General features: G+C 41.5%; 12 protein-coding genes. 2 read left to right on the top strand and 10 right to left on the bottom strand.

From position 1 onward, the window contains the following. Positions 1–6 precede the first annotated feature (6 nt). Positions 7–432, bottom strand: a complete 426-nt coding sequence (locus GJB62_RS28585; RefSeq protein ID WP_114080919.1) for a heavy metal-responsive transcriptional regulator — start codon at positions 430–432, stop codon at positions 7–9. Between the two features lie 350 nt (positions 433–782). Between GJB62_RS28585 and GJB62_RS28580 the strand changes: the two genes are divergently transcribed. Beyond that, a complete protein-coding gene (locus tag GJB62_RS28580; protein ID WP_114080918.1) occupies positions 783–1,871 on the top strand; it encodes an aromatic ring-hydroxylating dioxygenase subunit alpha in 1,089 nt (362 codons plus the stop codon). Positions 1,872–2,230: 359 nt separating this feature from the next. Here the strand turns inward: GJB62_RS28580 and GJB62_RS28575 are convergent, their stop codons facing one another. From GJB62_RS28575 to GJB62_RS28565, 3 genes are all read right to left on the bottom strand, one after another. Then, on the bottom strand, positions 2,231–2,392 hold the full coding sequence (locus GJB62_RS28575) for a hypothetical protein (RefSeq protein ID WP_159402602.1): 162 nt from the start codon (positions 2,390–2,392) through the stop codon (positions 2,231–2,233). Positions 2,393–2,424: 32 nt separating this feature from the next. Continuing rightward, positions 2,425–3,102: a hypothetical protein gene (locus GJB62_RS28570; RefSeq protein WP_114080917.1), complete on the bottom strand. Its 678-nt coding sequence runs from the start codon at positions 3,100–3,102 to the stop codon at positions 2,425–2,427. 95 nt (positions 3,103–3,197) lie between these two features. Continuing rightward, positions 3,198–5,180 carry a heavy metal translocating P-type ATPase gene (locus GJB62_RS28565; protein WP_114080916.1) on the bottom strand — a complete coding sequence of 661 codons (1,983 nt, stop codon included), beginning with the start codon at positions 5,178–5,180 and terminating at the stop codon, positions 3,198–3,200. A 450-nt stretch (positions 5,181–5,630) separates the two neighbouring features. Between GJB62_RS28565 and GJB62_RS28560 the strand changes: the two genes are divergently transcribed. Beyond that, positions 5,631–6,014, top strand: coding sequence for a hypothetical protein (locus GJB62_RS28560; RefSeq protein WP_114080915.1), 384 nt, complete (start codon positions 5,631–5,633; stop codon positions 6,012–6,014). A gap of 252 nt (positions 6,015–6,266) precedes the next feature. On the opposite strand, the gene GJB62_RS28555 is transcribed toward GJB62_RS28560, so the two are convergent. From GJB62_RS28555 to GJB62_RS28530, 6 genes are all read right to left on the bottom strand, one after another. Beyond that, positions 6,267–8,945 carry an RNA helicase gene (locus GJB62_RS28555; protein ID WP_114080914.1) on the bottom strand — a complete coding sequence of 893 codons (2,679 nt, stop codon included), beginning with the start codon at positions 8,943–8,945 and terminating at the stop codon, positions 6,267–6,269. Between the two features lie 128 nt (positions 8,946–9,073). Further along, positions 9,074–9,892, bottom strand: coding sequence for a pyrroline-5-carboxylate reductase (gene proC, locus GJB62_RS28550; RefSeq protein WP_114080913.1), 819 nt, complete (start codon positions 9,890–9,892; stop codon positions 9,074–9,076). A gap of 106 nt (positions 9,893–9,998) precedes the next feature. Next, positions 9,999–10,604, bottom strand: coding sequence for a cell division protein SepF (locus GJB62_RS28545; RefSeq protein WP_114080912.1), 606 nt, complete (start codon positions 10,602–10,604; stop codon positions 9,999–10,001). Between the two features lie 478 nt (positions 10,605–11,082). Then, complete coding sequence (locus GJB62_RS28540) at positions 11,083–11,751, bottom strand: YggS family pyridoxal phosphate-dependent enzyme (RefSeq protein WP_114080911.1); 669 nt, start codon at positions 11,749–11,751, stop codon at positions 11,083–11,085. Then, positions 11,748–12,026 (bottom strand): transcriptional coactivator PipX, encoded by a 279-nt coding sequence (pipX, locus tag GJB62_RS28535; RefSeq protein ID WP_012408389.1) that lies wholly within the window; start codon positions 12,024–12,026, stop codon positions 11,748–11,750. The genes GJB62_RS28540 and pipX overlap by 4 nt, the downstream gene beginning before the upstream one ends. Positions 12,027–12,938: 912 nt before the next feature. Beyond that, positions 12,939–13,859 carry an energy-coupling factor transporter transmembrane protein EcfT gene (locus GJB62_RS28530; RefSeq protein WP_114080910.1) on the bottom strand — a complete coding sequence of 307 codons (921 nt, stop codon included), beginning with the start codon at positions 13,857–13,859 and terminating at the stop codon, positions 12,939–12,941. Positions 13,860–13,954: the final 95 nt, after the last annotated feature.

The following is a 13,954-nucleotide window of genomic DNA, read 5'->3' as shown; positions in this document are numbered from 1 at the left end:
TGTTTCTCAGCACTGAGGGATATTTTGAATAATGGGACAAATTGTATCTTCATACTGGTCGCCGATATTCTTCCAGCCTGAAAGTAATCCCTTTATTTCAGATCGCAAAGTTAACAACTGATCGATTTGGCGATCAATTTGCAAAAGCTTGTCCTGGAGCTTTTCTTTGATTTCACCACAGGGAGCTTGTCCTTGGTCATAGACCTGAAGAATATTTCCAATCTCCTCTAAGCTCAGACCAAGATTTTGTGCCCTTTTAATGAACGCTAGACGAGTCAGCACATCCATTGAAAACTGACGGAAGCCTCCCTCTGTTCGTCTTGATGATTTGATTAAACCTAAACTCTCGTAATAGCGAATTGTCCTGATAGGAATTCCGCTTATATCTGTTACCTGACCAATTAAAAGCAGTTTTGTCTCCTGAGTTAACACGGCAGATTTTCCCAAATATTGTAATTATTATTACATATTTATACTAATTTATTAATTCAGATGAGAGTTTAGCCAAATCTTGGTATCAGTAGTTGAAATTTTTATTTAATTAGAGATATTACTAAGTTTTGATTTTTCCGATATCTATTATGAATAGATGTTGGCTGATACTATCTAATAATTAATTAGTATAATTTTAACATTTTTAATCTAATTTACTCAATATTTTACGCCTCAAATTTTATCTATTTGTTGAGTGACTATTTCTCATAGTACTGAAAGTAACTGTTTTTTTTTAGTTCGCATGTTACTTCTAGATCAACTGCTTCACCTCAAGTGAAACCATAAAAATGAATCTCAACTCGCAGACTTCTAGCTCAACCCGTAAACCTAAAACTTTCAATAATCCAGAACGTTTTATTGAAGGATGGTATTGGGTAATACCCTCTCGAAATCTGCGGGTGGGTGAAGTAAAACCTGTCACGATTTTGGGCAGAGAACTAGTGATTTACCGTGGTAAGGACAGAAGAGTAACTACCTTTGATGCCTACTGTCCCCACATGGGCGCTCATCTTGCTGAAGGCAAAGTTGAGGGTAATGCACTCCGTTGTTTCTTCCATCACTGGAAATTTGATGCTGAAGGGATGTGTATTGATATCCCATGTTTAGATACGCCGCCTTCCCTAAAGTTACAAAGTTGGCCCACTGCTGAAAAGTACGGCATGATTTGGGTTTGGACTGGAGAAATACCACAACAACCTCTACCTTTTATTCCCGAATTAGAACAAAAAGAGTGTGATATCGCTATCCATTCTCACTTTGTGATGAACTGTCACCCCAATGTTGTGATGATTAATGCGATTGATACTCAACATATCAATACAGTCCACAAACTGCCAATAGAAATTATTTTTGAAAGACAGGAACTGAACGAAAATGCAATTATCTTCAGTAACACTACAAACATTAAAGAGAATTCATCTTTCATTAAACTCATCCGTCTTTTCTACAAAAATGCCATAACTTACAGTATTTGCTATTGGTACGGTAGCATTGGCATTGTGACACTTGGCCCCGATTTCTTCCATGTCCACACAATGTTTGCAGTTCGCCTCCATGAAGGTGGAAAAGCTGAAGGTCAAATCCTGTTAATTACTAAGAAACGTAAAGGATTTTTTGGTTGGTTATCCAATCGAGTTGTGTTATGGCTAACTAAGATTGCAGGTAAATTTTTTCTCATGGGTGACATCAAGATTGTCCAAACAATTAAGTTTGATTTGAAAACTCCAATCAAAGCAGATCAGTCAATCATGCAGTTTATTAACCATGTTGAAAGGCAGCAATCTCTAATGTGGGGGACTTGGCAAGAAGCGCGATCGCGCGATGTAGAGAGCAAGCCCAAGCGTGAGAGATGGCAAGATACAACGAGTAATGACTAATATCATGTCTACATTGACCAAAATTCTGTTGAAGCTTACAAAGCTATAGCTTGACAGAATAATTATTTTATAGTCAATTAAATGGACATGATATGACAGCTAATAAAAGTTAAAAGTTCAACAAATTACTTTTAACTTTTAATTTATTTTTACTGGGTTCCTAAATTAATAAAAAGAAGTGGCAAAGCCACTTCCTAATTCCCAGGTAGAACCTAAGTTATGAGTATAACGATTACAAAAATTTGAAATAGTATAAACAAACACCAATTAGCTGAATATCTGTATTTTCCTTGTTTTTTGGGTGAGAAAATCGTAATTTCGATGCGCTAAATAACTGTATATTTACATAAGTCTCATGATTATAATGCAGACTCAAGTGTAAGTTTTTCTACTGGATAGGCAACGCGATCGCTATCAATCAGTATATTTACTATAGCCCTTGCATCTTTGAGCGTGACAGGTAAATCTGCATCTACGCTAATGACTAAGGCATAACCGTTGGTAAAGATTTGGTTCGTCATACATAGCAAGTAACCCGATGTTTAGCATACCACTACTCACCTGGGTTAAGTACAACGATAATTTCTGTAAGTGTTATTCCCAAAGGTTTCCAATGGCGATCGCTGGAGGAAAAAGTACTATCCCCAGAAACAGCTTGGTAGTCATTAGCAAACTTTTCGTAAGCATTGGGAGCAGCGTCTACTCGTAAAATCAGTTTGCCTTGATAACGGGATAATTTACTACTATCCAACAAGATAGTACCGCCGTAATCCCACGCCAATCCATAAAGTTTAAAATTACCTAATTTCTTGCGTAACTCGCTCAATGAGGTTCCAACACCGATACCTTCGCGGGTTTTCCAAGCTGAACCCAGGTTACGCACATCTAGAGGTTTAGTACGAGTATTATCACTCCAAACTATTAGCAGAGAACGCCCCTGATTTAGATTTACCTGAGTAGCGGCGAAACTCCCTATTCCTTCAGCACCGGAAATGGTTTTATCAACGAGATGGGATGCACCAAACAGCTTCACTAAATCTTGCTTGGTGGTTGTGCGTGTTATTGGCCCCACTCGTTCGCCAGGAACAATCAAGGTGTTTGTTAATAATTGCGATTTAGCAACAGTAATTGGATGATTGATTTTCTGGGGTAGTGCAAAAGCTGGATTTGCTGAATAGTTTAGTAATAAAGCTAAGGTAGCTGTAGCAATGCCTTTGATTGATGAATTCATAGGTTCTATTCTTGGGTAGTAAAATATGAGTCAAACGTACTCATAGTTTAACTACTACAATTTACCAACTACAAATTCCCGATTTTCCAAAAATTTTATTTCATCGCTCTAGTTGCATTTAAAATTGCCAGCAATGCTACTCCAACATCAGCAAAGACAGCTTCCCACATTGTCGCTATACCTAAAATACCCAATCCAATAAACACAGCTTTAATTGCTAAAGCAAAGCCAATATTTTGCCAAACAATTTGCCTTGTTTTTCTGGCGATTTGTATTGCTTCTGCTACCTTTGATGGCGCATCTGTCATGATAACAATATCAGCAGTTTCGATGGCTGCATCTGAACCTAAACCACCCATTGCCATCCCAACATCGGCTCTAGCAATCACTGGCGCATCATTAATACCATCCCCAACAAAGGCAACTTTACCATGCTTGCCGGCAGTGCTGAGTAATTTCTCAATGGCATTAACTTTTTCTTCTGGTAATAAGTCTGCTTCGTAAGTATCTATGCCTAGCTGTTCGGCAATTCGGGAAGCGATCGCTTGATTATCTCCTGTCAACATTACTGTTCTTTCTACACCCATTCGCTTGAGTGCTTGAATAGCGTGTCTCGCATCTTCTTTCAGTTCATCAGCAATGACAATATACCCAACGTAAATATTATCCACCGCTAAATGAACAACTGTTCCCTCTAGCTGGCAATTATCATGAGCAATATTCTCTCTGTGGAGTAGGCGATCGCTTCCCGCTATCACTACCCTATTTTCAACCTTGGCTCTAATTCCATAGCCTGCAATCTCTTCATAATCTCTCACCTCAAATTCATCAATCTTTCCCCCATAAGCCTTAAGGATAGATTGAGCGATGGGATGATTTGAGTGCGATTCTACTTTGGCAGCTAATTGCAGCAATTCTGTTTCATTGTAGCCATTTAATGCTACTGTTTTTACTACTTTAAATACGCCTTTAGTTAACGTTCCAGTTTTATCAAATACAACTGTATTGACTGCATTTAGAGTATCTAAAAAAGTAGAGCCTTTAACCAAAATCCCCCGTCTAGCTGCACCTCCCACACCTCCAAAGTAACCTAACGGAATACTGATAACGAGTCCACAGGGACAGGAAATAACTAGCAAAATTAAGGCACGATAAACCCATTCTGAAGAACTCGCACCAGAAATGAATAAAGGAGGTAATAAAGCAACTGCTAGAGATATAAAAACTACTATTGGCGTATAATATCGGGCAAATTTAGTAATGAATTTTTCTGTCTCTGCTTTTTTGCTTTTGGCATTTTGCACCAAGTCTAAAATCTTGGCAATAGCAGAGTCATCAAATAGTTTGGTGACTCTAATGCTGAGAACACCCATTTTATTTATCATCCCAGCCAAAACTATTTCACCCAGTCTCACTGTTCGCGGTACAGATTCTCCAGTTAATGCAGATGTATCAACTTGCGAATTTCCATCTATAATCTCACCATCCAAGGGAATCTTTTCCCCCGGTTTGACGACGATAATATCTCCAATATTTACTGTTTCTGGGCGGACTTTTTTTAGTCCTCCTTCTATTTGGATATTTGCATAGTCTGGGCGAACTTCCAATAAGGCTTTGATGGAACTACGGGAACGACTAACAGCAATATCCTGGAACAATTCGCCAATTTTATAAAACAGCATGACTCCAACAGCTTCGGGCAATTTATGAATTGCGATCGCCCCTAGTGTCGCTACTGTCATCAAAAAAGTTTCATCAAATAATCTACCTTTAAGTATATTGCGTCCAGCCGTTTTTAAAACACTCCATCCACTCAATAAATAGGCAGGGATGAAAAGCAGATATTCACCTATTGAGTAGAATGTATTGTGTAATTGATTTTCAAAAATTACACCAGGCACATATAAACTTAAAATTGCTACTAAAGGCAATACCTCATTTTTTAGATTGAATTCTCCACCGTGATCGTGATTGTGGTCATGGTTATGATTCTCATCATGATCGTGATGATGATTCTCATCATGAGTGTGTTCACCGTTGCAACAACTTGAAGATTCTGAATGTAGTTTTTGCTTCATTTTTTGTGTTGAGGCTAGTAAATTACTTGGTATATGAGCCTTTTTCCAAATGTAATAAAAAAAAGAGATTTTTACAAGTTGAACATTTAAGAATGAGAATCTATATCAGATTTATTACTAAATACTTATGCTATTTTTTGGTTCAGATTAAGATTTATAATTCTATAAAGATAGCTATATTAGTTATCAATTTTGTAGAAGAATCTAAGATATAATTTTTGTTCGTAGTGAGCAATTTATCGCTTTGTACAAAATTTTAAAGTCTTGATCCATAAACTTCAAGCCTGTTTGACTGCTTAATTCTGCTATGACAACTACTTTGCGATCAAACTATATGGAACTTTCTTAAATAACAAGTGTCAAGCTAGCTATTCTTAGGGTGAAACCCACTTGAAGTTTGAAAGTGAATCGAATACCCTAAGCTAGTAGACAATTTTCTCAAGGAAATCTATGAACAAAAAAATTCTTCTGAATTTGCTTTCCACTTCCTCAATCTTTGTGTCGATGATGTCTACGCTGGTGGCATTTCATCCTGCCCATGCTAGTGGTGGTAGTATTACACAGCGATTACTGCACACAGAAGACGGTCGTACCTGTATCACTAACCCACATGGTGGAAAAGATTTTGTGTGTATTCGAGATTCAGAGAGAACGAAACCGTATACCTCTAACCGTTCTGCAACTATTGTCACATCAGTATCAGATCAGAATGTTGCTATGTTGAATTTTACTGATGAAGAAAGTGATGCTGCAATTAAGACATTCGGCTGCGACTGTCCATTGTGCATCAATTCTTTGCGTCAGTTGCGCGGTACTGGAAACTTGGTGTACTAAGGTTGAATAGCACTGATAGCGACTACAACTTCTGTTAAATACATGTGATTAATTACGTATAGAAGATATACGAAACCAAAAAAGCATTTTTAACTACGTACCACTACTATTAAATTTAAATCATTCTTGGGACAGTTCTTAGGGGCAATTCATGAATTGCCCCTAAAATGTAAATGTCTAGTTTTGCGTAGTCCTGAAAGAAAAATACGCAAAGAAATTATCAAAGACTCTCTGTGCCTAAGAGTGTGCTGTTTATTCCACCACCTCATTCACAGGGAATCTATCAATCAACTGCATCGCTCGATAAGCATTACGCAAGAAAGAGTCTGGCAGATGTGGAACGTGGGGTATTTGTGATAATAAATCCAACGTCCGGCGGAGAATTCTCACCACATCGCCTTCATCCAAGGTGGTGTTTTCGCAGAGTTCTGTCCACTCCATTCCCAGCGCCCATTGTTCGACTATGGCAATTAACTCAAATTCCAACCATATAGGCAGCGCTACGTTATACCGCCGTTGTAGTTGGAACATTTGGCGACGAATTCCCCGTAATTTGGCTAAGGCTTCTGCCACTTCATTACTAAGCTCAAAGTTAACCTTACTATCTGGACGGGGCGTTTCCATCACCAAACCGGCGGCGGCGGCGGCTAAATGGTGGGGATCTAAGTTGTCCAATTCACCACTAGCAAATACTAAACCCAACCACAATTCATTCTCACCCCGAATAGCGGCAGCAATTCGCCCTAATTGTGTGGGCACTAAGTTATCTAAAGCGCCAAAGTGTTGCAGAATTAAGATTAAATTGAGAAATTCTTCCCAATGACGTTGTGAGTGTTGCTCTACTTGCCCTTGTAACTGTTCGAGTTCGGCTTCTAGTTCAACATATTTGGCGCGACGCTTGAAAAGCGTGGCAGCATTGCCTGATTGATGTAGGGGATGAGCTTCTAATTGCTGTTGGACAGCAGCAGTGCGACTTAGTTGTTCTGCTACTTCTGGTGCTAGATGCAAAGATTCTATCGGATTGGGAATACGCACTGCGATCGCAAAGCTTTCTTCGTTACCACGACGTGACTGTCCTGGCTTCAAAGGCATCTCTGGGGGTGGTAGTAAATCAGGTGACACTTCAATGCGTGGTAATTCGGCATATAAATCGACTACATCCCCTGTGGTTGCCACATACCAGCGATTATCATGCCCTAAGCATACCAAGTAGGGAGCTTGACCAGAACCAGGCGATTTTCCCACTAACACTGCGGTTACGGGTGAAGACACTGTGATGTTTTTGCCTTTGAGACTCAACAGAGTTCCTGACACTGCAAAGTCTAACATCATCCCTAATTCTTCTTTTCTATCTTCCTGTGCTTGCTCTTGCAGGGTTTTTAATATTTGGCGTTCTACTTTCAAACGTTGCCGCAATTTTTCATAAATAGCCAGTTCATTTTCATCAACGGCGGCGATTTGCTCATGTAGTTGAGCTAATTGTTTTTCCAGTTCGGCAATCTCATCGTATTCTGGTCTTAAATGCAATGTCGCCATGTACTGCCCAAAACTGCGCTCTATCAGTTCCCTGGTTTGCTCTAGGGTGTGGGTTTGCAGCAAGTTGAGTACCATGCCATAACTGGGCGTAAACTGGCTTACAAGGGGGTCTGGCTTGGATGTCCCCAAATATGCCGCTTCTTTGGCTCCTTCAAAGGGAGTTTGGACTGTCACCACATGACCTTGTTTATCCATCCCCCGGCGGCCTGCCCGTCCCGCCATTTGCAAGAATTCGGAAGCATTTAACAGGCGGTGTCCGGTGTCAGTCCGCTTGGAAAGGGTAGAAATTACCGTTGTCCGAGCGGGCATATTAATTCCCGCGGCCAGTGTTTCCGTGGCGAATACTACTTTAATCAGCCCTTGCTGAAATAGTTCTTCTACCAGGGCTTTCCAAGCAGGCAAAATTCCGGCGTGGTGGGCAGCAATTCCTCGGTATAGGGGTGCAATTTGTCCAGAACGCCCAGCTTCGGGATTGCGGGCTAAAAAGTCATCAATCTGTTGCCGTAAAATCTGAGATTCTTCATTATTTACCAGCCATAAATCACCCACTTCTGCCACCGCTTTATCACATCCCCGGCGACTGAAGATAAAGTAAATTGCTGGGAGCATATCCCGTTGCTCTAACTGGCTTAAAGTATAAATTATGCCAGGAGCTTCCGGTCTACCACTTCTTCCCCTGTCCCTTTCTCCCCCTCTCCCCTTCTTCTTCTGAAGAAGGCGAGGGTTAATTTTGGTTTTGCTATCATTCAACAGGGGAAATAACCCTTTGGGATTGCAAAAGTGAAATTCTAAGGGAACTGGGCGAAAATCTGAGTAAATCAGGTCTGTTGGGCCGTGAACGCGATTTAACCAATCGGTGAGTTGATCGCTGTTGGCAACCGTTGCTGAGAGGGCTGCCAGTTGCACTTCCCGGGGACAATAGATGATGGATTCTTCCCAAACTGTACCGCGCTGGCGATCGTTCATGTAGTGGCACTCATCAAGTATCACCGCTTCCACGTCTACTAATGAGATGCCGACTTGCCCGATGGGTGTGCCATAGAGCATATTTCGGAAAATTTCTGTGGTCATCACCAAAATCGGTGCATCCCTGTGAATGGAGGCATCTCCAGTTAACAGTCCGACTTGATCAAACCCAAATTTTTCTCGAAAGTCACGTAATTTTTGATTCGACAGCGCCTTTAGGGGAGTAGTATAAAATACACGTTTTCCTCGCGCTAGGGCGCGATAAATGGCGTATTCTCCGACTAATGTTTTGCCCGAACCTGTGGGCGCACACACGACTACGGAGCGTCCAGCATTTAGGGACGCGATCGCTTCTTTTTGAAACTGATCCAGATCAAAGGGAAATATAGACCCTAAGTCAAGTTCTGGAGACGGCGCAGGATAATTCACTCAATCACATTTGCAACCAGATTGTTTACTATACTAACGAGTCTTTTGTCAACTTCGTTAATAGTCATTTGTCATTTGTCATTAGTCATTAGTTTTGCACAAATGACCAATGACTAATGACTCTTTAATTATTTTCCCAGTTCTTGCGATCGCTCTGTGGCAGCTTTCACTGCTTCAATTAAAGCTGAACGAAATCCTGCCTGTTCTAACTTGGCAATTCCCGCAATGGTTGTACCACCGGGACTGGTAACGCGATCTTTAAGTTCTGCTGGGTGCATTTTGGTTTCATACAACAGTTTCGCTGTTCCCAGTACGGTTTGCAATGCTAATTGATTAGCAATTGCTCTAGGTAAACCTGCGGATACTCCGCCATCAGCAAGTGATTCTACTAGCAGCGCCACGTAAGCGGGGCCGCTACCAGATAGCCCTGTAACTGCATCCATCAGCCCTTCTGAGACTTCCACAACTTCGCCCACAGCAGAAAAAACTTGTTGTGCTATTTGGTGATGCTTGGTATTAGTATATGCACCGGAACAAATGGCGGTAATTCCTGCTCCCACAGTGGCTGGAGTGTTGGGCATTGCTCTGATAACTGGCAATTGCACAAATGCAGCTTCTAGCTGACTTAAAGGCACACCCGCCAATATGGAAATTATCAGGGGTGATTGTTCTCTATTAATAATATCAATATCTGCTAATTCTTGCGCGATCGCGCTGAACACCTGCGGTTTTACTGCCAAAAATACAACTTCTTTGGCTTGGGTGAAAACCTCACTATTATCTGTCGTCACAGCAACACCGTATTGCTGTTGCAAAAAATCTAGGCGTGAAGGTAGCGGTTCGCTAACTATGACTTCTGATGATTGATAAATTCCACGCGCGATAAGGCGGGATAAGAGCGCTTCTCCCATTACCCCACCACCAATTAAACCAAATTTTATAGTCATTGATCGTTAGTCATTTGTCATTAGTCCTCTGTCGTTTGTCATTTGTCACTACGATCAAAACCCGAGATAAATGACAAAGGACAAAGGACTAACAACTAATTTAACTCTATTGTGCCATCCGATTAGTTTCGTTGCCCCAGGTTTGATTTGGAGAACCTGTAGGACGAGAAGGACGTGCTGGCGGTTGTGGTACTTCATGAAGAACGCCACCTTGGGTGCTAACTTGGACACAGCTTGGTGTAAACAAGAAGATGCTCTCACCGATGCGCTCTTGATGTCCATCTAGTGCGTAAGTACCACCTGCAACAAAATCTACTGCTCGTTGAGCTTGGTCTGGGTCCATGATTGTCAGATTTAATACCACTGACTTCCGTTCTCGCAACGCTTGAATTGCCTGGGGCATTTCTTCAAAGGTGCGTGGTTCGAGGACTAAAACTTCCGAAATTCCGTTAATTGCTCCTGGCATACCAATCACATTCCCCATTGGCTTTGAACCTGCTGCGATATCATCTCCCATTGTAGGCACTGGTTCCCGCCAGCGTCGATTCTGAGCGGTTGCGCTCTCTTGTGGGGCTGGGGGTTGGGGATTTTCTTGCTGATACAGATTTTGGTAATTATTATTATCTGTTTCTGGTTCTTCTTCGTAATATTCGTATTCCACTTGCTCATTTAGACCTACAAAGTCTCTGAGTTTGGAAAAGATGTTGTTCATTGTCTGTGTACTCTCCTGGTGCGAATAGCCTATATTGACTTGGCTTAGGATTTATTGAGATAGGAGCGATGCCTACGGCCGCAAACTACGCTACATCGGTGGATACTTCAGCAAGTATATTGCTATTTGTAGCCCATACTACGGGTTTTGGCGATGAACCGACACTTATTGGAAAGGTCTGTGCATCGCCTAAACATAATAATGAGTCAAGATTATATCCTAAGGTTTGTCCGAAGGAAAGTTCTTTATACCCCATTTTCCCTTGGCGATTGCTCTTGTCAATACTATATCCTTTGTTTCTAATTGCACCAGTCCCTTACAAAATTCTTGTCATCAAATCCTGATCTCTATTAATACTGACCTGGAAACCTGATGATCAAGGGCTAAGAGCGATCGCCAAACAATATTGTTACTAATCACACCCTCATTGCTCCTGCTTGTACTTGATACTCAAGCGGAAGAGGGATATGTAATATGCTTAAGAGCGATCGCCAAACAATATTGTTCCTAATCGTACCATCGTTGCGCCTGCTTGCACTGCTAGCTCGTAGTCGCCTGACATACCCATAGATAGTTGCTGCATTTTAATGTGCGACCAGTTTTGCTCCTGGATTTTCTTTGCTAGTTCACGATTGAGATTAAACACATTCAAAATTTCCGGATCGCTTAATCCTGAAGGTGGAATTGTCATCAAACCTTGAATTTGTAAATTTTTGTATTGATCGAGTATGGGTAAATCAGCCAAAAGTTCTGGCACACTCCAACCAGACTTGTTGGGATCGGGGAGAATTTTGACTTGCAGGCAAACCTGGGGACTCACTCCTAGCTGTTGGGCTAGTTGATCTAAGCGCTGTGCCAGCTTCAAATTGTCCACGGAGTGAATCCAAGGAAATTGTTCGATGGCTTTTTTGGCTTTATTGCTTTGCAAATGTCCAATAAAGTGCCAGGTAATATCCGGTAAGTCTTGCAACTCGGCTTGTTTGCTGGCGGCTTCTTGGATGCGACTCTCTGCAAAATCACGAATCCCTGCGGAGTATGCAGACCGAATGGCCTGGGCAGAAACTTGTTTGCTAACAGCAATCAATTTGACTGAAGTTGGTAGGGATGAACGAATGGAAACAATACGTTCGGAAATCGAACTGTTCATTGGAAGGTGCGTTGGAAAACACTTTGAAGTTGATCGTACTCCTGAGAATGTCCACTGCGCCGCAGGGTACGTAAGCGATTTTCCAACATCATTCTAGCCTCAGTTCGTCCTATAGGCTGGAATTTGACACCTTTAACGTCATTTGCGACCAAAAAAAACAGGCGCTGGGCATAAAGTGTGGTGAACAAATCCTGGGTCTCATCAACCATACAGATTTTGTAGAGTAAACCCCAAGTTGGATGGTTTATGTAAGTTTCTGCGTTTTCTGGATTCATTTAAGAGTCAAGGTGTAGTCAAGGTGGGAGTATATATATCTTTTCGCAGTGAATTACAAACATTCAGACGATAATACCAACATTCGTCAGAATATTTGCTTAAAATGCAAAACTGCGGTTACGAAGACCTTGATCTAGTTTCTAATTGGCAGATGAAGCTAGTGGTAGTGAAGCGAAATGGTACAACAGAAGCCGCAAAGCGTGGATTCAGAGAGTAGAGGCTGGTTGAGAAACATCACCATCTGCTTTGGTGACTTCAATTTACCAATCTGTCGGAAGAAGGTACAAGATAGTCCTTATCCTCTTGTTAAAAGTTCGACGTAGCAAGGGAAAACACCCTTTGAAGCTCCCAACGGCAACAGCGAACTTTTCAACTTCTTTCCATACTGCCACAACTATTGCTAAATGGCACAAAATAGCTAACTTAAGTGGGAAGTGGGGAATGGGGATTGGGGACTAGTGGTCTATCGCATTAATTTGGCTAGGTTTGTAGTGAGCGATTTATCGCTCAAATCAAGGACTAAAGTCCTTACTACGAACTTTTATAACCCTTCAGAATTAATGAGACAGACCACTAGAAAGAAAACTATGGCCTATTGATTATTCAGCATTTTCGGCGCTACCAGTTGCGTCTGGGTTTTGTGCAGAGATTCATACTATTCTTTCTCAGAATCACTGTCTGCGGACAATTCCCGCACCCACTGGCATTAATGGCGGCTAGCCAAAAATTTGTTGCACGCCGATCTAAAACGGCAAAATAATCTGTTTCATACTAAAAAGCTACGGAAAATGTTAGGGGATCAGTTTTCTGGCGGAGTAATTAACCTAGTTAAGCTAATCAACTATCGGTGAAAAGGAAAGAGAAAAGCAGGCACAGAAAATATTACCTTTTACCATTTTCTCGGTGCAAAATTAGACCTGAGTTCCTATAGCTAGCCGTATTCCCCAGAATACAATTAAAGTTGCAATAGCAAGCCAGTCACGCCCTTTGAATCGTAAGTCGTGCCACTGCACTCGATGCTCGTTGGGACTGGTAAAACCCCGCACCATCATTGCATTCGCCATTTGATCGGCTCGTAAGAGCAGATTTTCTAACAATCTCTCTGCGACTGTCATCCAAACTTTGAAGCCTCCTTTCAATCCCAGCTTTTTCCAATTAATTGCCCTTGTCATCACAGAGCGAAATAAGTTTTGCACTTCTTCTAAAACTAGAGGAATAAAGCGCAAGGACAAGGTTAAAGTTAAAGCAATTTCTGTGACAGGCAATTTGAAGCGTCGTAGGGGTTGCATTAAGCTTTCTATGCCAGAGGTGATTTCTTCTGGTGCGGTTGTTAGCAGATAGAGGTTGGTGCTGTAAATTACGGTAAATATAATTGTACTCAGCCGTACTGCCAAATCCAAGGAGCGGCGAGTTACTTTGACTGGGCCTTTCTGAAATAGCACATAGTTGTATTTTTTGTTATTACTTGCTTGCTCTGGAACAATATTCTTGGAGACTGCTTGCGGGGTTAATATTTGTTCATTAGCTGGCAGGCGTGGTTGATAATCTACACCCATTCCATCAGGACTGATAGCTCCGATCGCTAAGACAAAAAACGATAGCATTAATAGCCAGCCCATTTGTTGCTGCCATACTCGCCGGGGAATCCTAGCAATCAAGGTGGCAATAATCAATAGTACTACCAGCAGCACCCGCCAAAAGTTGTTAGCCAAAACATAGCTTGTTAAAAAGCTCATCAACCAGGCGAACTTGACTCGCGGATCGATTTTATGCAGCCAAGTTTGGGGTTGTTCTAAATAAAGTCCAAGTGGCAGCGATCGCAATAAATCCATTTTAGAGTTAAGAGTTAAAAGTAAGGAGTTAGGAGTAAGGAGTTAGGAGTTTTGACTTAAACTCATAACTTTCTACCTTCTGCCGCTATCAAACT

Origin of the sequence: Nostoc sp. ATCC 53789 (assembly GCF_009873495.1) — a bacterium.
Lineage (GTDB): Bacteria > Cyanobacteriota > Cyanobacteriia > Cyanobacteriales > Nostocaceae > Nostoc > Nostoc muscorum_A.
Note: the sequence above shows the minus strand (reverse complement) of the source record. Positions and strands in the feature narration are given on the sequence as shown.

Bases quoted from the DNA above. Each gene is read 5' to 3' on its own strand.
- GJB62_RS28580 (WP_114080918.1), top strand. From the start codon at position 783: ATGAATCTCAACTCGCAGACTTCTAGCTCAACCCGTAAACCTAAAACT.
- GJB62_RS28575 (WP_159402602.1), bottom strand. From the start codon at position 2,392: ATGACGAACCAAATCTTTACCAACGGTTATGCCTTAGTCATTAGCGTA.
- GJB62_RS28570 (WP_114080917.1), bottom strand. From the start codon at position 3,102: ATGAATTCATCAATCAAAGGCATTGCTACAGCTACCTTAGCTTTATTA.
- GJB62_RS28565 (WP_114080916.1), bottom strand. From the start codon at position 5,180: ATGAAGCAAAAACTACATTCAGAATCTTCAAGTTGTTGCAACGGTGAA.
- GJB62_RS28560 (WP_114080915.1), top strand. From the start codon at position 5,631: ATGAACAAAAAAATTCTTCTGAATTTGCTTTCCACTTCCTCAATCTTT.
- proC (WP_114080913.1), bottom strand. From the start codon at position 9,892: ATGACTATAAAATTTGGTTTAATTGGTGGTGGGGTAATGGGAGAAGCG.
- GJB62_RS28545 (WP_114080912.1), bottom strand. From the start codon at position 10,604: ATGAACAACATCTTTTCCAAACTCAGAGACTTTGTAGGTCTAAATGAG.
- GJB62_RS28540 (WP_114080911.1), bottom strand. From the start codon at position 11,751: ATGAACAGTTCGATTTCCGAACGTATTGTTTCCATTCGTTCATCCCTA.
- pipX (WP_012408389.1), bottom strand. From the start codon at position 12,026: ATGAATCCAGAAAACGCAGAAACTTACATAAACCATCCAACTTGGGGT.
- GJB62_RS28530 (WP_114080910.1), bottom strand. From the start codon at position 13,859: ATGGATTTATTGCGATCGCTGCCACTTGGACTTTATTTAGAACAACCC.